This window comes from Flavobacterium limicola (assembly GCF_003634755.1).
In the GTDB taxonomy this organism is placed as follows: Bacteria; Bacteroidota; Bacteroidia; order Flavobacteriales; family Flavobacteriaceae; genus Flavobacterium; species Flavobacterium limicola.
This window is the reverse complement of the sequence record NZ_RBXA01000001.1, coordinates 293,891-319,603: the sequence shown is the minus strand read 5'-3', so window position 1 is coordinate 319,603 and position 25,713 is coordinate 293,891. Positions and strand designations below refer to the sequence as shown.

Here is a 25,713-nt window from a genome sequence, read left to right as displayed (position 1 = left end):
CCATTTTGAAAGAGAAAGAACCAGAATTTTTAAACCGGATTGAAAAACACAAAGGGATTTTATATAAAGTTTCTAAAATGTATATGGATAATCATGATGATCAACAGGATTTGTTTCAGGAGATTGTCTGTCAACTTTGGAAATCGTATGATTCGTTTAGAAACGAAAGCCAGTTTTCGACTTGGATGTATCGGGTGGCCATTAATACAGCTATCGTTTTTCTAAAGAAAGAAAAAAGGAAAGTCGATAAATATGAAATAGCATCTGAAAATATTAAAGAAGAAACTGATGATTCAGAAATTAAGGAAAGCCAAATTGAACATTTTTACAAAGCAGTTCAGAAATTAGAAAAAATAGACAAGGCTATCATTTTTTATCAACTAGAGGGTTTTTCGCATAAGGAAATAGGAGACAATTTAGGTATTTCAGAAGGGAATGCCAGAGTGAAATTAAATAGAGCAAAAGAAAAATTAAGAGAAATAATTAAAAATCAGGGATATGGATTTTAACGATATACAATCAGCATGGGATAATGATAACAATGAGAATGTTGTTCTCCCTAATAATTTAGAAAAAATTCAAACGGCAAATACGCCCTTGGATAAGATTAAAAAAAATCTTAAAAAAGAACTCATTTATCAATCGCTAACTGTTATTCTTTGTGGGTTTGCACCTATCATATATCATTTTCCTGAAAAATGGTTGGCTCCTTTTTACTTATTGTATAGTATGTTTTTTGCAGTTTGCGTCTACTATTTGGTGAAGTTGTATTTGTTTTATAAAAGACTTAATAATATCACTTTAAGAACAAAAGATAGTTTGTATGAAACGTATTTTGATGTGAGATTAAACATGGAATTGTATAAAACATTTACGTTTGCTCTTACACCGTTTGTAGTTCTTTTTTTAGTAGGATTTACTTTTTATGTGGCTTCCACAACACCTGGAATGAAAATATCAGATTTAAGTAATACTTTAATGATTGCTATATTCGTGATAATTTCCGTTCTTATTTTGTTTATGGGATTAATGGCAGAATGGTGGGTTCATTTTTTCTACGGAAAGTATGCAAAAGAAATTAGAAAAGTTTTAGACGAACTAAAAGAAGAATAATAAATGACCCATCTTACCGATGGGTTTTTTACTTTTGTGTTCAAATCTAAGTACTATGAAAATATTTGTAACCGGAATAGGAACCGATGTCGGCAAAACCATTGTATCTGCCATAATCACCGAAGCACTAGAAGCTGATTATTGGAAACCAATCCAAGCCGGCGATTTAGATAATTCGGACAGTCATAAAATCAAATGTTTTTTATCTAATAAAAAGACGGTAATTCATCCGAATAGTTATGCTTTGATTACGCCGGCAAGTCCACATCTCGCTGCTGAACGAGACGGAACTACTATTGATTTACAGAAAATGACTGAACCCAAAACAGAGAATCATTTGGTCATTGAAGGTGCGGGAGGTGTTTTTGTTCCGCTAAATTCAAAGGATTGTGTTGTTGATTTGATTCAGCCTGATTATAAAATTATCGTGGTTTCCAGACATTATTTAGGAAGCATCAATCATACTTTGCTGACCATTGAAGCCTTGCAAAACAGAAAAATCGCAGTCGCGGGAATAGTTTTTTCTGGCGATGAAAACAAAGCGACTGAAGAAATAATTCTGAGTAAAACTGGTATAAAATGCTTTGGAAGAATAGAACAAGAGCCGTATTTTGATAAAAATGTAATCAAAGAATACGCAGACCGATTTAGAGAAAATCTATTGAGTCTTTAAAAATTGAAAATCAAGAAGAAAGAATCAACACTTGTTTTTTGCGTTTTTCTCGCTTCTTGTATCTTGCTTATTTTATCTTTGCAGAATGAAATTAACTGATAGAGACCGCCAATATCTTTGGCATCCGTATACCCAACACAAAACCGCAGCGTTGCCAATTGCCATCAAAAAGGGCAAAGGCGCTTTGCTTTGGGACGAAAATAATAAGGAATATATTGATGCAATCGCTTCTTGGTGGGTGAATCCTTATGGGCATTCAAATACATTTATTGCTGATGCAATTTACAAACAACTTACCACATTAGAACATGTATTGTTTGGGGGTTTTACACACGAACCTGCTATTTTGGTAGCCGAGAAGTTGATGGAAATTTTACCTAAAAACCAACAAAAGATATTTTTTTCTGATAATGGGTCTACGGCTGTTGAAGTAGCGATTAAAGTTGCCTTGCAGTATTTTTTCAATAAAGGAGAAAAGAGAACTACGATAATTGCTTTTGAAAATGCTTTTCACGGCGACACTTTTGGTGCTATGGCAGCAAGTGGAATCTCGTTTTTTATAGAAGCTTTTCAGGGAATGTTTATTGACGTGGTTCGGATTCCAGTTCCGGTTAAAGGACAGGAGCAGGAAAGTTATGATGCGTTACAATCAGTTATAGAAAACAACAATTGCGCCGGTTTCATTTATGAGCCTTTGGTTCAGGGAGCTGCGGGAATGGTAATGTATGAGCCGGAATCGTTAGATAAATTGATCCGAATTTGTCAAGAAAATAAGGTGCTCACGATTGCTGACGAAGTGATGACCGGCTTTGGAAAAACGGGAAAAACTTTTGCGACGGATTATTTGGTGGAAAAACCAGATATGATGTGTCTGTCCAAAGCGTTGACGGGAGGAACTATTCCTATGGCGATTACGACTTTTACTCAGGATTTATTCGATGCTTTTTATGATGACGATATTAATAAAGCATTGTTTCATGGACACACCTTTACAGCTAATCCAACAGGTTGTGCTGCGGCTTTGGCTAGTTTGGAGTTGTTGCAAACCAATGAAATGCAAACAAATATAGTCCGTGTCAATCAAAATCATTTGGAATTTCAAGAACATATAAAAAATCATCCAAAAGTAGTTACAACTCGTGTGTTGGGAGTCATTTTTGCTTTAGAAATAAAAACCGAAAGTTCAGCCAGTTACTATGGAACTTTGCGCAATAAACTCTATGATTTTTTTATAGAAAATGGAGTGATTCTGCGTCCTGTTGGGAATATAGTATACATTTTGCCCCCTTACATCATAACTGATGAGCAATTGCAAAAAGTATATCAGGTGGTTGAAAAGGCGTTAGAAATAGTTTAAATTCGCATAATTTTTTTCACAGAAATTCAGAGAAAAACGAAGATCAACAACGATTTTGTTTGTTAATCTCCTTGTAATAAAAATAAATATCTTGTCAACAATAATCTCCATAACCGCTATAGCTTCCATTTCACCGTTGGGTGCTGACTCAAAAATAATTTGGGAAAATTATCTCAATCACAATCATTGTTTTACTGAACATATTTTAGACGATAAGAAAACTTTTGTTGCTAAGTTGGATACAGACTCTGAAGATGTAGTTGCTGACTTACGAGTGTCAGATATTAAGTATAAGTCTTTAGATAAGTCAGTTTTGTATGCTATGGCAGCTTCGCGTCAAGCTATGCAAAATGCGGGTTGGACACAAAACGATGTTTTCGGGATCAACATTGGTTCGTCTCGCGGTGCCACTGATTTATTCGAAAAACACTATCGCGACTATTTAGAAACGGGGAAAGCACATACACTGGCTTCTCCTACGACAACTTTGGGGAATATTTCCTCGTGGGTGAGTCATGATTTGCAAAGTTCCGGCCCTGAAATTTCGCACTCTATAACTTGCTCGACAGCTTTGCATGCAGTTTTAAATGGTGTGGCTTGGTTAAGTGCTGGAATGGCTGATAAATTTATGGTTGGTGGAAGTGAAGCTCCATTAACTGATTTTACGATTGCCCAAATGCGCGCTTTGAAAATTTATTCGAATAGTAACGAGGATTATCCCAATCGCGCTCTTGACTTAGACAAAAAGCAAAATACCATGATTCTTGGCGAAGGCGCTGCTGTGTGTTGTCTCGAAATAGGGAAAAAAGCGAATGCCTTGGCTTACATCGAAGGAATTGGTTATGCTACGGAGATATTGGAACATAATATTTCTATTTCTGCAGAAGCGAGTTGTTTTCAGAAATCCATGAAAATGGCGTTGCAAAATACTGATTTGTCCGAAGTAGATGTCATTGTGATGCATGCACCGGGAACCATAAAAGGTGATTTGACAGAATATAAAGCGATAGAAAAAATCTTTGGCGAAAGCCTGCCTTTATTGACTACCAATAAATGGAAGATTGGTCACACTTTTGGAGCATCAGGGATTTTGAGTATGGAACTTGCTATTATGATGATGCAACACAATAGATTTATCGGAGTACCCTTTGCGGAAGTACAAATACAAACAAAATCTATTAAAAAAGTACTGATTAATGCGGTAGGTTTTGGGGGGAATGCGGTGAGTATTCTTTTAAGTTTGTAAGAATTAAAAAGTTTAAAATGGGTGCTAATCCGTTAAATCCTTGTAATCTGTGTTCAAATTCTCCAGCTCTTTAATTTTTTCATAAACCAAATTGCTCTCAAATCCCTTGCGCAATAAATAATCGCAGCATTTTTTACGTTTTTTTATCAAATTGGTTTCTCGCACGGATTCCCAGTTTCTTTTTGCCAGCGTGTGAAAAGTGGATAGATATTCCTCGGTTGAGATTTCTTTGAGTGCCAGATTTATATTGTATTGTGTAATTTTTCGAAATTTCAATTCGTTGACAATTCTGATTTTTCCCCAAAATTTAATTCGGTGCTTTCCTCTAGCGAAACTACAGGCAAAACGACTTTCATTTAGAAAATTTTCCTTGATCAGATGAACTAAAATAGTGTCGATTTCATCAGGATCCATTTTCATGCTCCTTAATTTCTGAACTACTTCTTCGTGACAGCGCTCCTGATAGGCGCAAAAATGTTCTATTTTATGTATGGCTTCTTTTATGGAGTAAACTGGGTTCATTTTTTTGATTTTAAAATGATTCTTTGTGCTTCAATTTGTAAAATAGATACGGAATTCAATTTCAAAAATAAGGCTTTAAATCCATTGTGATCCAAGTGGTAAACATGAATTTATTTTTTGTTGTTTCTTATGATAAAAAAGGAAATTAAGTTTTCAGCAAAAGAGGTTGTCGTAGAGGAAGTTCAGGCTAAGAAATAGTTTGTTTTCAAGATGAATTCCAAAAGATTTCACTTGGTTGTAAAAGTGTATTTTGACAGATTATTTTGTATTTGGTCGATTAAATTGGGCTTTATTTAAAATACGGAACGATATTGCCATGTTAGCTCATTTCTTTAATTTTTTTTGATAAAATCAAAGAGAAGTTGTTGAATTTAGCATCAAGACATATAAAAATAATACCACATGAATAAAAAATTACTTTTACTACATAAAAAATTTCTTCTTTTTATTTTTTTTATGTTGTTATCCATTGTGTCTAGTGGACAAACAACTCTTTTTCAATTTAATTTTGAAACAGCAACTACCCCAAATATAAATAATACAGTTGGTACACCAATAATTGCTCAGTTTGGTTTAGAGAACCTTCAATATGCAAATTATAATAGTTGTGGAACTGGGATGTCATCATCACTAGCGGCTAATGGATGGAATATTAATGATTATTATCGAATAGCAGTTAATACTACGGGATTCACTAACATGACTTTTTCGTACTGTAATAGTACAAATAATACCAATATAAATAGTTTCGATATTCGTTACAGTATAGATAATGGTGCAACAATATCTACTGTTGCACCTGCCTATGTTCCAACGACTGGAGGAGGAATTAATAGTGCTGTATTGCCTGCTGCTACTAATAACCGATCAGTTGTTTGGATTTATATTTACAAATCCAACAATAATCCTAATATTAATACATTTTTGATAGTTGATAATATTACTTTGACGGGTTTTTCAATACCATCTATTTCAAACTTTACACCAAACACAGCATGTGCTGCATCTGGATCTTCAGTAGTCATTACTGGTACAAATTTTACTGGAGCAACTGCCGTAAACTTTAATGGTATCCCTGCGAGCTCATATACAGTAAATAGTAACACACAAATAACCGCTCAATTACCTGCGACAGCCACTACTGGAGCTATAACAGTAACTACTCCTGGTGGGACAGCAACAAGTACTTCTAGTTTTACTGTAAGTCTTGGTATAAGTGAAAATAACTTAAATTACACAAACGGTACCTCAGGACAAGTAAGTGTTACAGCTACAGAAAATGCAAATGCTGTGTTTAATGCTCCTGTAGGAACCTATTTTTCTACAGTGAATTTTGCTAGTTATGGAACTCCTAATGGAGCAGCCCCTGATTTTGTATTGGGTAATTGTAACGCTTTAACAAGTCAATCTGTAACAGAGAGTTATTTGTTAGGAAATAACAACCGTGCTATTCCCGCTACGAATGGCGTTTTTACAGATCCATGTAGTGGTACGCCAAAGCGTTTGTATGTGGTAGCTTCATATGTCCAACCTATTTGTAATGGAAGTGTTGTATCTATTACAGGTAGTATACCTTCAGGTGGGTCGGGTACTTATAGTTACCAGTGGCAAAGTAGTACTAGTAGTGCAACTTCAGGTTTTGCAGCTGCAGCAGGAATTAATAATGAGACTAATTATGTTTCTGGCACTTTAGCACAAAATACTTGGTTCAGAAGAGTTGTAACTTCAGGGGGATGTTCGAGTACATCGGCTGTAATTCAAATAAACTTAAATTCAACACCAGTTGGAGGCACAGTTACAGGAGGAATGACAATATGTTCAGGAAGCACTAGTGGAATGATGACTTTGGAAGGGTACACAGGAACAATAACAAAATGGCAATCATCTGTAAGTCCATTTTCAACTTGGACAGATATAGTAAATACTTCAGCAACCTATACATCAGGAGTACTTAATGCAACAACACAATTTAGAGCAGTAGTTCAAAGTGGAAGTTGTGCATTTGTGAATTCAGCGGTTACAACAATTACAGTAAATAGTACTCCAACAATCACTCCAAACAAAGTTGACGAAACCTGTTCTACGGCAAATAATGGTTCTATTTTCCCTACACTTTCAGGAGGATTAACAAATATACGTTACATTAAATTAACCCAGAAATATAATGTTGATGCTTATCAACAAGTGGCAGAAATTCAAGCTCTCGAAGTTTTTACAGGCACTAATGTTGCTCTTTCGTCATTAGGGTCTGTTGCAACAGGATCATCTGTATGGCAGAATAGCTCCGGGCCTAATTACATACCCTCAAACATAAATAATGGTGTCATAACAGGAAATACTTTTTGGCATAGTGCATCATCCAACATTAATGAGTGGGTGCAAATAGACTTGCGATCAGGAAAAAATTTAGATAATATAAGAATCTACAATCGCACTGATTGTTGTTCACAAAGAGGGCAAAATATGCTATTGGAGTTGTTTGACTCATCTGATAATTTAATTTATTCAAAAACAATTGATTTGTATCAATCAGGGGCTAATGTAGTTGATGTAAATATATTAGATTTATCTTGGACAGATGGTGCAACCACTTTAAATAGAACCGGTTTAGATTCGGCTACATATATTTTGAATTATGCAGATGCAATAGGTTGTTCGTTAAGTTCTCCAATAAACATTGGTACAGCAAATATAGCTGCGCCAACAAGAGGAACAATTACGCCGGTAACGTGCAACGTTCCTATCGCCAGTGTGATTTTAAATAATTTGCCGTCAGCAGGGACTTGGACTTTAATGCAAAGTGGTACTTCTACAGCAACAATTACAGGTACAGGGATTTCAGCCACTGTTTCAGGACTGGCACCGGGCACATATACTTTTTCGGTATCAATTGATGGTTGTTCTGCTTCTAATCCAGTAGTAGTAAAAATTGATTCTTTACAAGAAACTGTTTGGAATGGTGCTTGGTCAAATGGATTGCCGAATAGTGATAAAAAGCTTATTTTTAATGCAAATTATAGCCAGACTACAGATTTAGTTGCATGTTCATGTGAGGTGACTTTAGGAAATGTAATTGTTAGGTCTGATAAGACCTTGACCTTGACTAATGAATTAAAAGTTTCTGGTGGTACATTAACCTTCGAAAACAACGCAAGCTTAGTTCAAATTAATGAAGACCCTACTATAAACTCGGGAAATATAACCTATCAAAGGGAAACAGTGACAGCTGTAGATAAATTCGATTATACCTATTGGTCTTCACCTGTTTCTTCACAAACTTTATACAATACATCTCCAAATACTTTATGGGATAAGTACATGTCTTTTGATGCTGTTAACAACAACTGGAAACAGGAAAATTCATCAAAAGTAATGGAAAGAGGTGTTGGGTACATTATTCGTGGACCACAAAATCATTATGCGCCAAATCCAATAGGGACCTATCGTGCTAATTTTATTGGCGTGCCACACAATGGAACTATTCCAGTTGCTATAACGGCAACAGGTGAAGCTTCCTATCTTCTTGGGAATCCTTATCCATCTGCGCTGGATGCAGACTTGTTTTTACAGGTGAATGAAGACGTATTAGACGGAACGCTATATTTTTGGACCCATAATACGGATATAGCTCCAAGTGGTTCTAACTATATTTATGATTCAGATGATTATGCTTCCTATAATTTATTGGGAGGAGTTGGGACCGCTGCAGCTAGTGATGTTAATCCTATACCTACAATTCCTTCAGGGGAAATTGCTTCTGGTCAAGGTTTTTTTGCAACTAGTATTGTACCTGGAACGGTTAATTTTACTAATACGATGCGATTGATAGGAAACGTAAATTCACAATTTTTTAGGTCTAACTCAAAATCAAAAAAGAATGCAAGTTTTGATAAAAACAGGTTGTGGTTGAATTTTTCAAATAAAGAAGGTGCATTTAAACAAACACTAATAGGCTACGTAACGGGAGCAACAAATGAGTATGAGAGAACATTTGACGGAATAAGTTTTGATGGGAATACATTTGTTGATTTTTATAGTGTATTTGAGGATAAAAACTTTGTAATTCAAGGGAGGGCTCTGCCATTTCTACAAAGTGATCAGGTACCGTTGGGTTATAAAACAACTATTGCAGGAGCATTCACTATTACTATTTTTCAAACAGATGGATTCTTGACAACTCAAAACGTATTTCTTGAAGATAAAATGCTAGGTATTATACATAATTTAAAAGAATCACCATATAATTTTACAACTGAGAAAGGAGTTTTTAATGAGCGTTTTGTGTTGCGTTACAATGATAAAACACTTGGAACGGGTGATTTTGAAAGCCAAGAAAAAACAATTGTAGTCTTTAAAGAGAAGAACGAATTAAAAATTAAATCTGAATTTGAAACGATGAAACGGGTGATAGTATTTGATTTATTGGGTAAAAAAGTATTTGAAGAAACACTTGAGGATGTAAATGAATTCCGCACTTCAAATATTACATTAAAGAATCAAATTGTAATCGTAAAAGTTGTCTTAACTAATGGCCAGGTAGTAGCTAAAAAAGTTAGTTATTAGCACTAAATAGTATTTTTAATTTTTTATTAAATCCCATTCTGATGAAAACAGAATGGGATTTTTTTTTAAAATGGAGTTAAAAATGAGAAATATAAATAATTTGGCGGTTTAGGCTAAATATCACTAAATGTGGGTATTGCGTAGAATTAGGATTGTCTATATTTTTATGTGAAATTAGTAAACACTTGTATTAGTGCGTATTAGTGTAGTTAGCAAAATCTTAAATCCATTGTAAATTTGAAATCAAAACTTCTTTGCTTCGTTGTTGTGTTTAGTCTTTCCATTTTTAATCCAGCTTCTTGTCAAGAAGGGAGAGTTGATGCCACTTTTAACACCTATGATGATGGGTTATTAGGAGATGGTTTTGATAATACCGTCAGAACTGTTTCGATTCAATCTGATGGAAAATTAATTGTAGGAGGCGATTTCTTAAATTTTAATGGTGCTGCTACTCCTTACTTATGTAGATTGCTTCCGGACGGTACTAAAGATTCTAGTTTTAATTTAGGCACTGGAATTAATGGAAAAGTATATTGTTCTTTGATTCAGCCAGATGGGAAAATACTCCTTGGCGGTTCATTTACACTCTTTAATAGTCAAACTACTAACAGACTACTTCGGTTAAATACTGATGGATCTCTTGATATGACTTTTAATACCAGTATTGCTTCTAGTTCTGGAGTAATCTATAGTCTTGCGCTGCAATCTGATGGGAGTATTATTATAGGCGGTAGTTTTATTAATTATAACGGAAATAATGTAACTCGAATTGCACGAATTTTAGCCAATGGAAATTTGGACACCACCTTTGTAACCGGAACTGGTGCCAATGGTATTATTTATGCCATACAAATTCAATCTAATGGTAAAATAATTCTTGGTGGATCATTTACTTTGTTCAATGGAATCCTTTCAAATAAAATAATTAGATTAAATGGGGACGGTAGTAATGATGTAACTTTTGTTACCGGAACTGGTTTTGATGATGATATTAAAACTCTGGCCGTTCAAACGGATGGAAGAATCTTGATTGGAGGTGATTTCACAAAATACGATAATCTTCCAAATAACAGAATACTTCGTTTAAATGATGACGGTTCTATTGATGTCAGTTTCATTGCTGGATTAGGTTTTAGTAATGGAGGTGTTTCAGTTATCAAAATCAGTACTATTGGTTCAATTATTTTAGGTGGTTCGTTTACCGGGACCTATGATGGAATAGCCGTAAACCGATTGGTACTGTTAGAACCCAATGGTGTTATAAATCTAACATTTGATAGTAGCTCAGGGCCATCTTCGGGAACTATTCTCACTATAGCACCAGAATTAAGTGGTTCCTGGTATGTTGGAGGTTCTTTTTCTATTTTTGATTCCCAAAATCAAGGCAGGTTAGCGAAAGTTGATGCTTTTGGGGCTTTAGATATTGGGTATTTAACTGCTGGTGTTGGTTTTGACAATTCCGTTTATAAGGTCATTTCTTTATCCGATACTAAAACTATTGTGGTTGGTAATTTTTCTAAATTTAATGGGTTCAGCGCTCCAAAAATAGCACGTTTATTAAATAACGGTTCAATTGATCCGTCCTTTAATGTTTCTGGTTCTGGCGCTGATGGATTAATCAAAAATGCGATTGTCCAGCCTGACAATAAAATTATAATAGCAGGTAATTTTTTGAATTATAATGGGGTTTTAGTGAATAGAATTACCAGAATTTTATCAGATGGTTCCATTGATGTTTCTTTTAATACAGGTTTGGGTTTTAACAGTCAAATTTATGGAATAGCCTTACAAGCAGATGGGAAAATCATCGTTGGAGGCAATTTTACAAAGTGTAACGGAGTGTCGGTAAATAGGATAGCACGTTTGTTTTCGGACGGAACTCTTGATTCGAGCTTTAATAGTGGTTTGGGGGCTGATGAAATCGTCGAGTCCGTCATTGTTCAGCCCGATGGAAAAATAGTTTTAGGCGGTCGTTTTTTGACTTTTAATGGAATTGTCCAAAATCGTATCGTACGATTAAATGTGGATGGTAGTGTGGATAATGGCTTTTTTACAGGTTCAGGTTTTGATAAAAATGTGTATTGTATAACCATACAATCAGATGGGAAGTTATTAATTGGAGGGTCCTTTTTAAATTATAATGGATCTGCAGCAAAACGAATGCTAAGATTGAATTCTGATGGAAGTTTAGATACGGGTTTTGCTGCTGGAACTGGCTTTAGTAACGGAGATGTCAGAGCTATTTTAATTCAGCCGGATAAACGGATTTTGGTAGGTGGAACTTTCTCTGGTACTTACAGCGGAACTTCTGTAAAACGGATGATTCGACTTTTGCCCGCTGGTGCTTTTGATGGTACTTTCTCGGCTAATTTAAATAGTCCGCTGTATAGCATGTGTTTTACTCCGGATAATAAAGTCATGATAGCAGGCAATTTCAATTCTGTTTCGGGTGTGACAAAACACCGGGCTGCTCGGTTACTTTTGTGTTTGGATACTACTGTTTGGGATGGTTTAGTCTGGAATAATGGTTTGCCTTCTTCAGAAAAAAGAATAGTTTTCAATGGAAATTATCCTGTTTTAAATTCTGTGAATGCTTGTTCATGTGCTATCAGTTCAGGAATTAGTGTTGGTGTTCCAAATGGAAATACGTTGGGTTTAGTTTTTGATTATTCGGGTTTGGGAACATTAATTTTGGAAAATAATGCCTCACTTTTTCAATCTGAGGATCAAATAACAAATACAGGGCTAGTTGTCTATAAACGCGAAACAACTCCAATAGTCAAATTTGATTATACCTATTGGTCTTCTCCCGTTTCTGGCCAAAGATTGATTGATGTCTCTCCTGATACCCTTTCGGATAAGTTTTTTTCCTTTAATGCAGCTTCTGATTCATGGAGCAATGAATCACCAATGAACGTAATGGAGTCCGGTAAAGGATATATCATAAGAGGTCCTCAAAGTTTTTCAACAACAGTTCCAGCTATTTATGAAGGGGTTTTTTCAGGCATTCCTAATAATGGGATTGTCTCAGTTCCTATAAGTATAACAGATACTTCAAATCTCATAGGAAATCCCTATCCATCGGCTATAGATACGAACCTCTTTTTGAAATTAAATGAAAAAATCATTGATGGGACACTATATTTTTGGACACATAATACGCCAATTACAAATAATGCATATGCATCAAATGATTATGCGTCCTATAATTTATTAGGTGGAGCAGGAACAAAAGCTACAAATTTGGGTGTTAATAATACAATTCCTGATGGTAAAATAGCGGCTGGTCAATCCTTTTTTGTGACCAGTATTAATGGTGGAGGATCAGCCATTTTTAACAACAGTATGCGCGTGGTTGGGCAAAATTCGAATTTTTTTAAATCAAGTTCACCTAAAAAATTAAAATTAAATGAGATTGAGAAACATCGTATGTGGTTGAATTTGACTAATGAGGAAGGTGCTTTCAAACAGGTTTTAATAGGATATGCATCCGGAGCGACTAATGATTTTGATAGTTCCTTTGATGGAGAGAGTTTTGATGGGAATGAGTATTTAGATTTTTATAGTATTAATCAACATAAGAATTTAGTAATTCAAGGAAGATCATTGCCATTTAGTGAAACCGACGAAATAAAATTAGGCTTCAAAGTTAAGATAGCAGGGGATTTTAAGATTAAAATTGATCATGTGGATGGTCTTCTAGCAAATCAAAATGTTTTTATTGAGGATAAATTTAATAATAGTATTGTTGATATAACAAATGGGAGTTATGCTTTTAATACTACTGTAGGAACATTTGATGATCGTTTTATATTGCGTTATATAGATAAAACCTTGACTTCGCTGGAGTTTACTAATAATAAAGAATTCGTGTTTGTATCAAGTAAAAACATGATGTTGCAAATTAATTCAACCAAGGAATCCATTGATGAGGTTGCAATATACAATTTGTCAGGAAGAAAAATATATCAAAAAAAAGAAATAAACGCTACGTATTTATCAGTGTTGAATTTGCTTATTGGGCATCAAGTCTTGTTGGTGAAAATACTTTTGCAGAATGGCCAATCTGTTACCAACAAAATAATGTATTAGAGAAAGAAGCATAAAAAAACCATCTTGTGAGCCAAGATGGTTTTGTATATTTATTCAAAATAAAGTTTATTTTTCTTTACCGGATGCTTCAAGATTTCTCTCGATAGTGTGTCCTGGTCTTGACCATTTTGGTTTTTCACCTAATGGAGCAAATTGAGAATCTTCCGCTTCAACAGTTTGTGGTTGAGAAACTTTTGTGAATGGTTTTTGTGGATTTAAACCTAACATCTCAAACATTTTCATGTCTTCATTTACATCAGGATTTGGAGTAGTCAATAACTTATCTCCCGCAAAAATTGAATTGGCACCGGCAAAGAAGCACATGGCTTGACCTTCACGGCTCATGTTCATTCTTCCTGCAGAAAGACGTACTTGGGTTTCCGGCATGATGATTCTGGTTGTTGCCACCATTCGTATCATTTCCCATATTTCAACTGGTTTTTCTTCTTCCATCGGAGTTCCTTCAACGGCAACCAAGGCATTTATCGGGACTGATTCTGGCTGTGGGTTTAACGTAGAAAGTGCTACAAGCATTCCTGCTCGGTCTTCAATGCTTTCTCCCATCCCGATTATTCCACCGCTACAAACAGTAACGTTTGTTTTACGAACATTTTCTATTGTTTGCAAACGGTCTTCAAATCCGCGGGTTGAAATTACTTCTTTGTAATATTCTTCAGAGGTATCTAAATTGTGGTTGTAGGCATATAAACCTGCTTCTGCTAAACGATGTGCTTGATTTTCAGTGATCATCCCAAGGGTACAACACACTTCCATATCCAGTTTGTTTATGGTGCGAACCATTTCAAGAACTTGGTCAAACTCAGGGCCATCTTTTACATTTCTCCAAGCCGCTCCCATGCATACACGGGATGATCCGCTTGATTTTGCTCGCAAAGCTTGCGCTTTCACTTGGCTAACTGACATTAAATCATTCCCTTCAATTTCAGTATGATATCTTGCGGCTTGTGGACAATAGCCACAATCCTCTGGACATCCACCTGTTTTTATAGAAAGTAAAGTAGAAACCTGAACCACGTTAGGATCGTGATGCTCTCTATGAATAGACGCTGCTTCGTAAAGCAAATCCATCATAGGTTTATTATATATTGCGATAATTTCGTCTTTGGTCCAATTGTGTTTTGTAATACTCATTGATACGATTTTTTGATGGGTCAAAAGTAGTTAAATTGTTCTAAAGAACCAATGTAATACTATTGAAAAGCCTTTTGTAAAATATTTTTTGGTTAAAGGTAGGCTGTTGTATGCGGGCGTTTCAGAATTTTATAAAGTGTTATTCAATTACTTTATCCGAAGGTATTTATTAAACAGAAGGAATATATAATTTATAAAACATAAAAAAATAAACGCCGTAAAAACAATAGGAGATGCTCGTTTGGGAAGTGGTATTGGAATTAAGTAAGGATAAAAATTTAAGATTCAGCGCCATGCTTGTCCGAAGAATAGCGAGTGTCCCAGTATAACATAAGCATGAAGGTTACGATTACGGCAGATACGATTCCTTCAAATAACAGAGAAATGGAATACGTCATTACGGATGGATTGCCGCCAAATAAGAATGTTTTTGATAACGATTCAATATAAATGTCACCTCCTTTTATATAGCTATAAATAATTAACCCAGCAATGCTCAAAAACACTCCTGAAAGCGATGTAAACAGAGCAGAGACTGCATTAGAAACCAGTATAATTTTACCTTCGGCGAAATTACTTCTTAACGTTTTATTAGTTCCGTAAAATACAAATAGGACATTGAACAGACGCAGGAAATACATATCGGCAAGGCCTAAAAGTTCCATTAATAAGAAATAAAGGCCAATGCCGATGAAAATAATGAATCCGTTTACTATTTCTTTTGGAAGTTTCATACGACTATTTTTAAAAGTTAGAAAGTATATCTAAATGATAAACAGAATATTACCTTCAAATTTACAGAAAAAATAGTAATGTTTTATTAAAAAATTAAAATTTATTCAAGTAGTTGAGTGTAGTTTTTTTGTCTTTTTCAAGTTGTTCTTTCAGTAACTCAACCGATTCAAATTTTTGTTCGGAACGAATTCTATGTAGTATTGAAACGCTGATTTTTTGATTGTATAAATCAGCATTAAAATCAAAATAATGAATCTCAATGGATTGTTTTTGTCCGTCAACAGTAGGATTAAATCCAATGTTCATCATTCCAAAAACGGTTTGTTCATTAATTATGCTTTTTACAATATAAACTCCATTTTGTGGAATCAGTTTGTAATTTTCTTCGATTTTTAAATTAGCCGTTGGAAAACCGATGGTTCTTCCCAATTGTTTTCCTTTGATGATGATTCCGGTCAGAACGTATTCGTATCCTAAATATTCATTGGCCAATGCCATGTTTCCTTCTAATAATGCATTTCTGATTTTTGTTGAGCTTACTGATATTTCATTAATTTCCTGAACTGATATTTGTTCTACTTCAAAATCATACTGCTTTCCAAAAGCGATAAGATCATCAATATCTGCAGTTCGATTTCTTCCAAAGCGGTGATCGTGACCAATAATTATCTTTTGGATATGAAATCGATCAACGAGAATAGTACTTACAAATTCTTCGGCAGTCAATCTCGAAAAAGTTTCGTCAAAAGGATGAATCACAAGATTTTCTATGCCAATTTTTTCCAACAAATCAATTTTCTCAGTTATAGTGTTGAGTAATTTTATATCAGAATGTTCCTGTAAAACCATCCTTGGATGAGGAAAAAACGTAAGTACCAGACTTTCGTATTTCTCGTTCTCCGTGTTTTGGGTTAGTTTATTCAGAATTTTTTTGTGACCAATGTGAACTCCATCAAAGGTTCCTAACGTTAGGATTGTTTTTTTTGTGGAAGTGAAATCGTTTATAGAATGAAAAATCTTCAAAGCAAGTGTTTTATAAAAGCGCAAATTTAAGGTATCTATTTGATATAACTAAAAAAGGATCGAAAAGTTCGATCCTTTTTTAGTTATAAAATAATTTTTATTTTTTAATAAATCGAATTGTTTTGGTTTCGGATTGACTTTTTGATAATTTTAAAAAATAAATACCTTGAGATAAATTGGAGACGTTTATTTGAAGATCCTCAGTTGATTCGATTTTTTTAGATTTTATAATTTGACCTAAAGTATTGATAATAGTATAGGCTTCCGGAGTTTCTAACTTATTTTCAACAGCTACGTTTAATATATTTGAGGTGGGATTCGGATAAAGATAAACCGAATTTAAGTTTTCTACATTAGCGATTGATAATGATCCAATTCTAAAGCTTTTTGATTCACTCGCTCCAAATTCCCCTCCAGTTGCAATTATTTCTCCTGTAGGGGTCGTTATTGTATAAGATCCATTTCCGTAATCACAACAGATTCCGTCTTCCTCCTTGTCAATTATTGTAAAAGTATAGCAGTCGTTACTAGCAATATTAAAACTTGTTTTGAATGGTGCTGGAAGTGCGATGTCTTTAGCAGTGTTGGTATATGGACCTCCTTCATACAATGTCAATCCGGCTGAATTTGTTAGTTTCCATGTGGTTTCAGTTCCGTAGCGATCTATTTGTAATGTGAAGTTCACGGTATTGTTTGCGTAATTCTTTACAATATCAAAATTTAAGGTTTCAGTGTTATTGGCATTGTTTTGATCTGTTATTCCATTCACGCTGTTTATGTTAGTGCTAAAATTATGATTACCGCCACTTGTAGTCAAACTGTTTAGTGTGATATTTTGTGATTCGTTGTTCGTAAGATTACCGGTCCAATTGAATGTTTGTAAATTGTTGTTGTCTATTCCATAAGTAAAAGATGCTTTAGTCAATGTTGCATTCCCTTTGTTTACAATTTTTATTATTGGCGAGAACGTATTGCTGCATGGATTAATGTTTAAGTTAACAATCATAGTGGAGGCATCACTTTCAAAAATTACTCCGGGAGTAAGAGCGTCTGAAGTTTGTAATGAGACTCTTCTGATGGAGTTGTTCATAACGGTAATCATGCGTGTTTTTTGATCTGCAGTAAAAATGTTCATACAAGCATCATAAGTATAGTCCATGTAGTTCTCAACCATATCCATTCCTGGCGAAGTTGGACAAGAGTCTACTCCTGTTGGGCATCCTGCGTTTTCTTGTCCTGCATTTGGAGTGTCTGTACAAAAATCGTCTACATCACATCCACCGTCTCCCCAAATGTGACGCAATCCTAGCCAATGTCCTACCTCGTGTGAAGTTGTTCTCCCTTTGTCATAATTGGAAGAATACGTTCCGTTAGGAAAATAATCTGAAGAACCAAAAAATTTATAGCCAATTACTACGCCATCAGTATTTGCTGATCCTTCGTTTTGATTTAATCCAGAAAGTCCTGAGCCACTTGGGAATTGTGCATATCCTAATAAATCGGTTCTACTAAAATTCACCACCCAAATATTTAGATATTTTTCAGGATTCCATTGTGTTTGGGGCTTTAAAACGTCATTTATATCAGTAGTTGACCAGCTTTCTTGTCCTAAGTTTACACGATTTATCCCATTTGATAATACGCCAGATGGATCTTGCTTTGCAAGTGCAAATTCAATTTCTACATCAGCTCCAACGGGATTGGTATTAAAACCAGGAGTGCCTGATTTCCTTCTGAAATCATCGTTAAGGACTTGGATTTGCGAAATTACTTGTTCATCAAATATGTTTTCATCAACGCCTAAAATGTCACCACTATGAATTACATGAATCACAACAGGTATCGTGATGACTGCATTTGTTTTGAGTCCTTTTGAGGTATTCTTTTTTTTGTTTTTTTCAAGTATGATCTTTGGTGTTATCCATTGTTCAAATTCAGATGTCGATAGTACGTTTGGATTTTTGGATTTCAAGTATTCTTCATATTCCGTAGATGCGCAGCGAATTACGGAACCTTGTTTTGTGATTTTATTTTTACCAAAAAGCAGGATCTCATTAGTAGTAGTCGCCTGCGCAAAAGTGCAGTTGATTGAAAATAATGAGAGTAATAATAGAAAAGTAATTTTTTTCATAATATCAGTTTTTTGGACGTAAATGAATCTGCTTTTGTAATGAGTTGTTTTGAATCTAATTATGGTTTTAGATAGTGCTTTCTTGAAATTTAAAAAGTAATGTGATTGGATAAAATTAGATAATTTTTCTTTTTCATTTACATTATGAATCTTTTATTTCCCGTTGAATGCGGTCATGGTGTTTTCCAATCCGGCTGTTCCAAAAGATTTTATAATCTCTGAAGCCAATTCCAGTCGTTCCGGAAGTGCGGTTTTTTCAGCATCATCCCATTCTCCCAGGACATAATCAACTTGTTTCCCTTTTTTGAATTCATCACTGATCCCAAACCGGAATCTTGGGTAGTTCTGAGTATTTAGGACAAGATTGATGTTTTTAAGTCCGTTGTGTCCTCCGTCACTTCCTTTTTGTCGGATTCGGATTGTTCCAAAAGGTAAATTCAAATCATCAGTAATAATCAAAATATTTTCTAATGGAATTTTCTCTTTTTCCATCCAATATTGAACGGCTTTCCCGCTCAAATTCATATAAGTGTTGGGTTTCAAAAGCAGAAAAGTTCTTCCTTTGAATTTGTATTGGGCCAGTGCGCCCAGTTTTACTGTTTCGAAAGAGACGGCTTCTTTGCGAGCTAGGAAATCCACAACTTTGAAACCGATGTTGTGTCTTGTGTTTACATATTCAGCACCAATGTTGCCGAGTCCGACTATTAAAAATTTATTACTCACGCTTTCTATATTGTTTTTTTGGTGTTCGTGAACCTCTGGTTTAATGTAATCTGTATTGTCTTCTGTTTTTGTTGACGAGAATAAATTTGAAATCCATTTTATCATACTGCAAAAGTAAACTAATTAGAGTATTTGATTATTAGATTTTTAGAAAATCGTTATTGAGGGTAAAATAGTTCTGAATAGCCCTGATGGAAGTGACATCCCACGCTTTTTTGCGTGGATATAACGGACAGCAGGAGCAAAGTTGTTATGAAAAGGAGTAGTGGTGCTCCTAATAATTTAAAACAGGATAATGAGATTTCTCATTCCTTGCAATGACAAAAAGTAATGCGCAAAAAAAAGCACCAGTTTTACAACTGATGCTTTCTTGAATGATTGAAAAAATATTATTTTTTCTTTCCTTTTGCAGGAGCTTTCGCTGCTTTTGCTGCTTCTTGAGCTGCTTTCATAGCTGCACGAGAGATTCTTACTTGAGCAACAACAGTGTTGTCAGGATGAATCAATTTGTAGTTGTCGTTCACTAATTTAGTAACGTACAATTTGTTTCCCATTTCAAGTGGAGTAATGTCAGCTTCAATAAAATCTGGAAGATTTTTTGGTAAAGCTTTTACTTTAAGTTTACGAGTGTTCAAACGTAAAACACCACCAGCAAGAACTCCTTTAGATGTTCCAACTACTTTTACAGGAACTTCCATAGTGATTTCTTTGTCATCAAATAATTGAAAGAAGTCAATGTGTAAAATCTTGTCAGATACCGGGTGAACCTGGATATCTTGTAAAATAGCGTTAAATGATTTTCCTTTTCCAAGATCGATCTCAACTGTGTGAGCGTTTGGAGTGTAAACCAAGTTTTTGAAAGCCATAACTTCTGCTGAGAAATGAACTGCCTGATTTCCTCCGTATAATACGCAAGGAACCAATCCAGCATTACGTAGGGCTTTAGTCGCAACTTTACCCACGCTTTCTCTTTCTGATCCTTTAATTGTAATCGATTTCATTGTAAAAAAAATATAGTTATTAAATAATATTACTTGTTTGGGGTTACATTATGAACTTTCCACTAATGGAATTGTTATGATGTACCATGTGCATAACTTCAGCAAAAAGTGGCGCACAACTCAACACTCTTATTTTGTTTGATTCTTTCTTCAACGGAATAGAATCGGTAACGATTAATTCTAATAATTTAGAATTCTCTATTTTTTCGTAAGCATCACCAGATAAAATTGCGTGGGTACAAATCGCTCTTACGCTCAATGCTCCTTTTTCCATCATTAAATCAGCGGCTTTCGCCAAAGTGCCTCCGGTATCAATCATGTCATCTACTAAGATTACATTTTTACCTTTTACTTCACCAATCAATTCCATGGTGTCAATAATGTTGGCCTCTTTTCTTTGTTTGTAACATATAACTACGTCAGATTCTAAAAATTTAGAATAAGCGTAAGCTCTTTTAGAACCACCCATGTCCGGAGAAGCAATTGTTAAATTGTCTAATCCTAAACTCTTTACATATGGCAAAAATATTGTCGATGCAAAAAGGTGATCAACTGGCTTTTCAAAGAATCCTTGAATTTGATCGGCGTGCAAATCCATAGTCATTACTCTTGTTGCACCAGCACTTTCTAATAATTTAGCCACTAATTTAGCTCCTATCGGAACTCTTGGCTTATCTTTTCTGTCTTGTCTTGCCCAACCAAAATAAGGAATTACTGCGGTGATGTGTCTTGCCGAAGCACGCTTTGCAGCATCAATCATCAATAATAATTCCATCAGATTATCTGCCGTTGGAAAAGTCGAACAAACGATAAAAACACGTAATCCTCTGATAGATTCTTCATAAGAAGGCTGAAATTCACCGTCGCTGTATTTTGACATGGTGATTTTCCCTAAAGGGATTCCGTATTGCTCTGCTATTTTCTCAGCAAGATATACACTTTGTGAACAAGCAAAAATTTTAGCTTCTGGTTCTAGGTGTGACATTTAATTTGTTGTTTTTATTCCGCTGCGCTCCATACAGTTTAGCTTTGTCTATTGATTAAAGCCTTGTGTGCGTATTTGCCTCGGGTGTAGTTAGTTGTGTGTTGTGTTTTTAACGAGGTGCAAATTTATAAAATTTATTCAACTCTGAAAGGAAAAAATTAAGTATTTTTTGTTGAACATTTAATATTATTTTTTACATTTGCACCGTGTTAAAGGAATTGATGGTTGATTTAAACACAATCACATCTTTTATTGCGTTGAAATAACTGTCGTTATTTCATGTCTGCTAAGCCCGGATGGCGGAATTGGTAGACGCGCTGGTCTCAAACACCTGTGGGAAACCGTGCCGGTTCGACTCCGGCTCCGGGTACAAAAACCGCTTCGAAAGAAGCGGTTTTTTTGGTTTTGCGTCACAAGGGATTTAGGGATATGTTGTTTGTTGCTATCGAATGCAATTCTGAGGCAATTCTAGAAAAATAATTGTGGACGATGTTTTATTTTTTAAGTATTAACATTCCTTCACTATCTCGACTGGACACCGCGCAATATAAACATCTACAAAATCCAATTCTATGAGTGCATTTTCTGCAAGGTACAGGGAGTAAATATGCTTCTTCCATCGACATAATTTTTCCATTCAATTTTTTACAAGTCTCGCACGAATCTGAACACCCAACAATTTGAACTTTAAATTCTAAATTACTTAATTGAAAACTGTCTAATGTAGCTTTTGCGCTTAGTTGTAATAATTTAAAATTATCTTTCCCCTCTTCGTGAAGAAAAATTGCCATTGAATAATAATCTATTCTCAGTTGATTAAAATCAGCCACATTTTTAATCAATAATTCATTAAAAATAGACCAAAAGGCATTGTCCTCATTGATTTCTATTCCAGACTTTAAATAAAGTTCATCTTTTCTTTTGATAAATTCATCCTCTGTAACTCCGAATTCCTTTAGTTTTCTTAGTCTACTATTCTTTGAATAATTCTTTCTTTGTTCTATTTCAAGTTCTTTTACTTGCTCTTGGGTAACAAGAGTTTTAAGTCTATAATCATTTAATTTCCGTACAAAAATATAGTTGTTACAATGTGGGCATTTTGTCTTTCTAGATGGAAATTTGATTAATGAATTTTTACAATATGGACATAGTGCTTCATTTTCAGCTTCTGTAATTTTGAAATCATTACTTTCTTTCCTTTCAATTTTTTTGACATCTTTGTTATCCTTACCAAATAACCATTTGAATATTTCCATTGTGACTTTACATTAAGGGGAAAGATAATTGTAGGACTAGGCTTTATTTTAATATTTGATTACAGTGAAATCTCATCAGATTTATTCTTTTTACCAATCCGATTTAATTCTTTTCTTAATGGTAAATAATTCTGTAAAATGAGGGTTAAGAGCTTCGGTCAAATTGTACCCAAGATATGATTCTCTTATTGTACCATTCTTTTTGATTAAAGATTCTTCAATTGTATATTCTGAAATTGTTTGAGTACTAAACATTCCTGAATTAATTCCAATTGGTTCTGTAAAGAATTTAATGTTACAAACAGAAACTCGGTATTTTCCTTTTTTAGATTGAACTTTAAATTCTGCAATCAATTGTCTAACCTTTTTATCATTGAAATTTGTCTTTTTAATGTATCCTGTTGAGTCTGTAATAAATTCTAAACGTGGATTGTTTTTTAATTCGGAGATATTTGTTGAATCTTCATAAACTAATTTCCAAAAAATTAATTTGTCTTCAATTGTGAAGTTTTTGTTTTGAGAAAATGAAATATTTGTGATAAATATCAGGAACAATAACATTTTTTTCATTGTTTTAAAGATTTAGATTAATAATATCCAAATGTAACCCATTAAAAATCATTCACTTTGAGGTTTTCCGTAAAGGAGGTGAATGTTGAGATATTTTACTCGTTGAAAAACTCAAACAACAAATTATTTATAGCTGTTCGCAACGTTTTTGCAATGCTGCCGTCAGTTTTCACAACACGGCTTTTGTCAATACTTTTAATATGATCAAAACACAATTCGCCTTCAATGTTTTTGTGATTTGTCAGTATTCTAAACGGATATCCTTTGGGTTTTGAGGTAAACGGGACTACAACAATAGTGTTCATGTATGTATTGACACTGTTCGGAGAAACTACTAAACACGGTCTTATTTTTGATATTTCACTTCCTTTAGTTGGGTTCAAATCGACCAATACAATATCCCACTTTTTATAAATCATCTATGCCATCTGTGAGGGTGGTATCAAAATCGTTGAAATCGTCTTCGGGTTCTATTTTCATTTTAGCTAGGATGCTTTCCCATTCGCTTCGTGGTGGTGTGGTAGTTTTTATGGGCTTAATAATTAAAGTGTTGTCTGATAGTTCTAAGACAACCTCTTTGGTTCCTAATGCATTAAGGAAGTCTTTAGGAATTCTAATCCCGTTAGAATTGCCTATTTTTATAATTTGTGTTTGGCGGACTTTTATCATCTAACAAATGTAATTACTTTTGTGGTTACTTTTTGTGGTTTTATACTTTTTTTATCACATAAGTAACCATTCCCCAGATGATTAATTGGTTTTCCTCTGTTACTTTTATGGGTTGGTAATTGGGATTTTCAGGCATCAAGTACAAACAGTCTTGTGCTACTTGTATCCGTTTTACGGTAAATTCTCCGTCTATGAAACAAATTGCAATAGCATTATTTCTTGGTTCTATGCTTCTGTCAACGACCAAGACATCTTTGTCGTTTATTCCGGCATTAATCATCGAGTTGCCTTTGACTTTGATGTAAAAAGTAGCCAGGGGATTTTCGCTTAACTCTTTATTTAAGTCAATGTTGTTTTCCATAAAATCAGCTGCCGGTGACGGGAATCCTGCCGAAACGCCACCTTTCATGAATGGAATTTTGATTTTACTATCAAAATTGGGATTGAAAAATGTTAGTTTTTGATCTTTATTTATTGACATTTGATTTCGAGTATCTCATTGAAATTAGTGGTGTATTTAGACGACAAATGATTTTGATTCATATTCCATGTTAAGCCTAAGTTTTGTGTGGCTAATTTTATTTTTTTATCTCCAATTTTATTGTTGAGACGATCCATCACTTTCATTAGCGCTAAATGTTTTGGATTCTCTTCGTCAAATAATTGTAGTTGTTTTTTGTCTTCATCAATAAGCGCAGTAACGATTACACCTGCTTTCTTGAATTTTGTAGTTTCATTTCCTTTGTGCAGTTTTTTCAAGATATCTATGGCTGCATTCGAAATCGTCAAGGTAGAATTTGATGCATAAGGCAATGTAATCGCCATGTTAAAATAGTATTTTGAGGTTTTAACCGTATGTTTATCAACCACTAACATCACGATAATAGTATGGCAGCAGGAGTTTTGTTTTCGCAATTTCTCTGCGCAAACTGCTGCAAAAGTCGCTACACGTTCGCGCAGCAAATCAAAATCAGCAATTTGTTTTGGAAAACTTCGGGTGGTTGCTATGCTTTTCTTTTGGTCAGCAATAGGTTCTAAATCTAAAACTGATTTTCCTTCGAGTTCGTATTTTAAACGTAAACCAATCACACCCATTTCTTTTTTGATCCAAGCTTCATGTTGTGGTGCAATAAAATCTAAAGCAGTTACAATGTTTTTGGCTTTCATCTTTTTATTCATCCGATAGCCAATGCCCCAAACATCTTCAATCTTAGTCCATTTTAGGGCTTTGATGCGTTTTTCATCGGTATCAATGACATAAACGCCTTGTGTTCTGTCTTGGAATTTCTTAGCGATTTTATTGGCTACTTTTGACAATGCTTTTGTGGGAGCAAAACCAATACAAACGGGAATTCCAACCCATTTTTGTACGCGGGTTTTCATTTGGATTCCATAATCATGATAGTCAGAAATAGTCAAACCATCAAAATTTAGGAAAGCTTCGTCGATACTATAAATTTCTACATTAGGTGTAAACTGAGCTAAAATTGCCATTACGCGATTGCTTAAATCGCCGTACAATGCATAATTTGACGAAAAGATCTGTATATTTTTTTCTTTTGCCAATTCTTTAATCTGGAATGCTGGCACGCCCATAGCAACTCCCGCGGATTTGGCCTCATTGCTTCTGGAAATCACGCAGCCATCGTTATTTGATAATATCGCAACCGGTTTTCCGTTGAATTTCGGTTGAAAAACACGTTCGCAGGAAGCATAAAAATTGTTACAATCGACTAAAGCGTACATGATACAAAATTACTCAATATCGATGATTGCGTCTAAGTAACAAAAGTTAATTTTAAAGCAATGTTGATAAATATTTTTTATAAAAAATGGAGCTAAAAATTAGGTTCGTTTTCTTTTTTGAAGTGTTTTTTTATCCAAAAGAACAACAAAAAATAG

General features: G+C 34.5%; 22 protein-coding genes and 1 tRNA gene. 9 read left to right on the top strand and 14 right to left on the bottom strand.

All coding sequences use genetic code 11. The features are described 5' to 3' along the window. Positions 1 to 5 precede the first annotated feature (5 nt). From BC952_RS01375 to BC952_RS01355, 5 genes are all read left to right on the top strand, one after another. Entirely contained in the window at positions 6 to 509 is a 504-nt protein-coding gene (locus BC952_RS01375; protein ID WP_091172391.1) for an RNA polymerase sigma factor, read from the top strand. Continuing rightward, positions 499 to 1,113 (top strand): hypothetical protein, encoded by a 615-nt coding sequence (locus BC952_RS01370; protein WP_091172393.1) that lies wholly within the window; start codon positions 499 to 501, stop codon positions 1,111 to 1,113. Before BC952_RS01375 ends, BC952_RS01370 begins: the two co-directional genes overlap by 11 nt. A 55-nt stretch (positions 1,114 to 1,168) precedes the next feature. Beyond that, positions 1,169 to 1,786, top strand: a complete 618-nt coding sequence (gene bioD, locus BC952_RS01365) for a dethiobiotin synthase (RefSeq protein WP_121363929.1) — start codon at positions 1,169 to 1,171, stop codon at positions 1,784 to 1,786. Between the two features lie 85 nt (positions 1,787 to 1,871). Beyond that, positions 1,872 to 3,143, top strand: coding sequence for an adenosylmethionine--8-amino-7-oxononanoate transaminase (bioA, locus tag BC952_RS01360; RefSeq protein WP_121363928.1), 1,272 nt, complete (start codon positions 1,872 to 1,874; stop codon positions 3,141 to 3,143). A gap of 91 nt (positions 3,144 to 3,234) precedes the next feature. Next, positions 3,235 to 4,389 carry a beta-ketoacyl synthase N-terminal-like domain-containing protein gene (locus BC952_RS01355; RefSeq protein ID WP_121363927.1) on the top strand — a complete coding sequence of 385 codons (1,155 nt, stop codon included), beginning with the start codon at positions 3,235 to 3,237 and terminating at the stop codon, positions 4,387 to 4,389. 24 nt (positions 4,390 to 4,413) lie between these two features. Here BC952_RS01355 and BC952_RS01350 read toward each other — a convergent pair whose 3' ends face one another. Then, positions 4,414 to 4,911: a regulatory protein RecX gene (locus BC952_RS01350; RefSeq protein ID WP_121363926.1), complete on the bottom strand. Its 498-nt coding sequence runs from the start codon at positions 4,909 to 4,911 to the stop codon at positions 4,414 to 4,416. 402 nt (positions 4,912 to 5,313) lie between these two features. Between BC952_RS01350 and BC952_RS01345 the strand changes: the two genes are divergently transcribed. Both BC952_RS01345 and BC952_RS01340 read left to right on the top strand, forming a co-directional pair. After that, entirely contained in the window at positions 5,314 to 9,474 is a 4,161-nt protein-coding gene (locus BC952_RS01345; protein WP_121363925.1) for a T9SS sorting signal type C domain-containing protein, read from the top strand. A 237-nt stretch (positions 9,475 to 9,711) separates the two neighbouring features. After that, positions 9,712 to 13,566, top strand: coding sequence for a T9SS sorting signal type C domain-containing protein (locus BC952_RS01340; protein ID WP_244200075.1), 3,855 nt, complete (start codon positions 9,712 to 9,714; stop codon positions 13,564 to 13,566). A gap of 66 nt (positions 13,567 to 13,632) precedes the next feature. On the opposite strand, the gene bioB is transcribed toward BC952_RS01340, so the two are convergent. From bioB to BC952_RS01305, 7 genes are all read right to left on the bottom strand, one after another. Further along, the gene (gene bioB, locus BC952_RS01335) at positions 13,633 to 14,718 is read right to left on the bottom strand and encodes a biotin synthase BioB (RefSeq protein WP_091172407.1); all 1,086 of its coding nucleotides are present in this window, start codon (positions 14,716 to 14,718) and stop codon (positions 13,633 to 13,635) included. Between the two features lie 278 nt (positions 14,719 to 14,996). Next, the gene (locus BC952_RS01330; RefSeq protein ID WP_121363923.1) at positions 14,997 to 15,452 is read right to left on the bottom strand and encodes a hypothetical protein; all 456 of its coding nucleotides are present in this window, start codon (positions 15,450 to 15,452) and stop codon (positions 14,997 to 14,999) included. Between the two features lie 94 nt (positions 15,453 to 15,546). Further along, entirely contained in the window at positions 15,547 to 16,476 is a 930-nt protein-coding gene (locus tag BC952_RS01325; protein WP_121364900.1) for a bifunctional riboflavin kinase/FAD synthetase, read from the bottom strand. Between the two features lie 97 nt (positions 16,477 to 16,573). Beyond that, positions 16,574 to 18,607: a T9SS type A sorting domain-containing protein gene (locus BC952_RS01320; protein ID WP_121363922.1), complete on the bottom strand. Its 2,034-nt coding sequence runs from the start codon at positions 18,605 to 18,607 to the stop codon at positions 16,574 to 16,576. Between the two features lie 153 nt (positions 18,608 to 18,760). Next, positions 18,761 to 19,435 carry an aminoacyl-tRNA hydrolase gene (pth, locus tag BC952_RS01315; protein ID WP_121363921.1) on the bottom strand — a complete coding sequence of 225 codons (675 nt, stop codon included), beginning with the start codon at positions 19,433 to 19,435 and terminating at the stop codon, positions 18,761 to 18,763. Positions 19,436 to 19,719: 284 nt separating this feature from the next. Then, positions 19,720 to 20,331, bottom strand: coding sequence for a 50S ribosomal protein L25/general stress protein Ctc (locus BC952_RS01310; protein WP_113636383.1), 612 nt, complete (start codon positions 20,329 to 20,331; stop codon positions 19,720 to 19,722). 43 nt (positions 20,332 to 20,374) lie between these two features. Continuing rightward, positions 20,375 to 21,316 carry a ribose-phosphate pyrophosphokinase gene (locus BC952_RS01305; protein WP_121363920.1) on the bottom strand — a complete coding sequence of 314 codons (942 nt, stop codon included), beginning with the start codon at positions 21,314 to 21,316 and terminating at the stop codon, positions 20,375 to 20,377. Positions 21,317 to 21,606: 290 nt separating this feature from the next. Between BC952_RS01305 and BC952_RS01300 the strand changes: the two genes are divergently transcribed. Both BC952_RS01300 and BC952_RS14790 read left to right on the top strand, forming a co-directional pair. Continuing rightward, positions 21,607 to 21,686, top strand: a tRNA-Leu gene (locus BC952_RS01300). Next, positions 21,650 to 21,796 (top strand): hypothetical protein, encoded by a 147-nt coding sequence (locus BC952_RS14790; protein WP_167445663.1) that lies wholly within the window; start codon positions 21,650 to 21,652, stop codon positions 21,794 to 21,796. Before BC952_RS01300 ends, BC952_RS14790 begins: the two co-directional genes overlap by 37 nt. 14 nt (positions 21,797 to 21,810) lie before the next feature. Here BC952_RS14790 and BC952_RS01295 read toward each other — a convergent pair whose 3' ends face one another. The 6 genes from BC952_RS01295 to BC952_RS01270 all read right to left on the bottom strand — a co-directional run bounded on the left by BC952_RS01295 (position 21,811) and on the right by BC952_RS01270 (position 25,557). Continuing rightward, positions 21,811 to 22,572, bottom strand: a complete 762-nt coding sequence (locus BC952_RS01295) for a hypothetical protein (protein ID WP_121363919.1) — start codon at positions 22,570 to 22,572, stop codon at positions 21,811 to 21,813. 90 nt (positions 22,573 to 22,662) lie between these two features. Further along, positions 22,663 to 23,142: a hypothetical protein gene (locus BC952_RS01290; protein ID WP_121363918.1), complete on the bottom strand. Its 480-nt coding sequence runs from the start codon at positions 23,140 to 23,142 to the stop codon at positions 22,663 to 22,665. 95 nt (positions 23,143 to 23,237) lie between these two features. Further along, entirely contained in the window at positions 23,238 to 23,561 is a 324-nt protein-coding gene (locus tag BC952_RS01285; RefSeq protein ID WP_121363917.1) for a type II toxin-antitoxin system PemK/MazF family toxin, read from the bottom strand. Further along, positions 23,551 to 23,811, bottom strand: coding sequence for an AbrB/MazE/SpoVT family DNA-binding domain-containing protein (locus tag BC952_RS01280; RefSeq protein ID WP_121363916.1), 261 nt, complete (start codon positions 23,809 to 23,811; stop codon positions 23,551 to 23,553). The genes BC952_RS01285 and BC952_RS01280 overlap by 11 nt, the downstream gene beginning before the upstream one ends. 40 nt (positions 23,812 to 23,851) lie before the next feature. After that, positions 23,852 to 24,292 (bottom strand): LexA family protein, encoded by a 441-nt coding sequence (locus BC952_RS01275; RefSeq protein ID WP_091172423.1) that lies wholly within the window; start codon positions 24,290 to 24,292, stop codon positions 23,852 to 23,854. Continuing rightward, a complete protein-coding gene (locus BC952_RS01270; RefSeq protein ID WP_121363915.1) occupies positions 24,283 to 25,557 on the bottom strand; it encodes a Y-family DNA polymerase in 1,275 nt (424 codons plus the stop codon). Before BC952_RS01270 ends, BC952_RS01275 begins: the two co-directional genes overlap by 10 nt. Between the last annotated feature and the right edge of the window lie 156 nt (positions 25,558 to 25,713).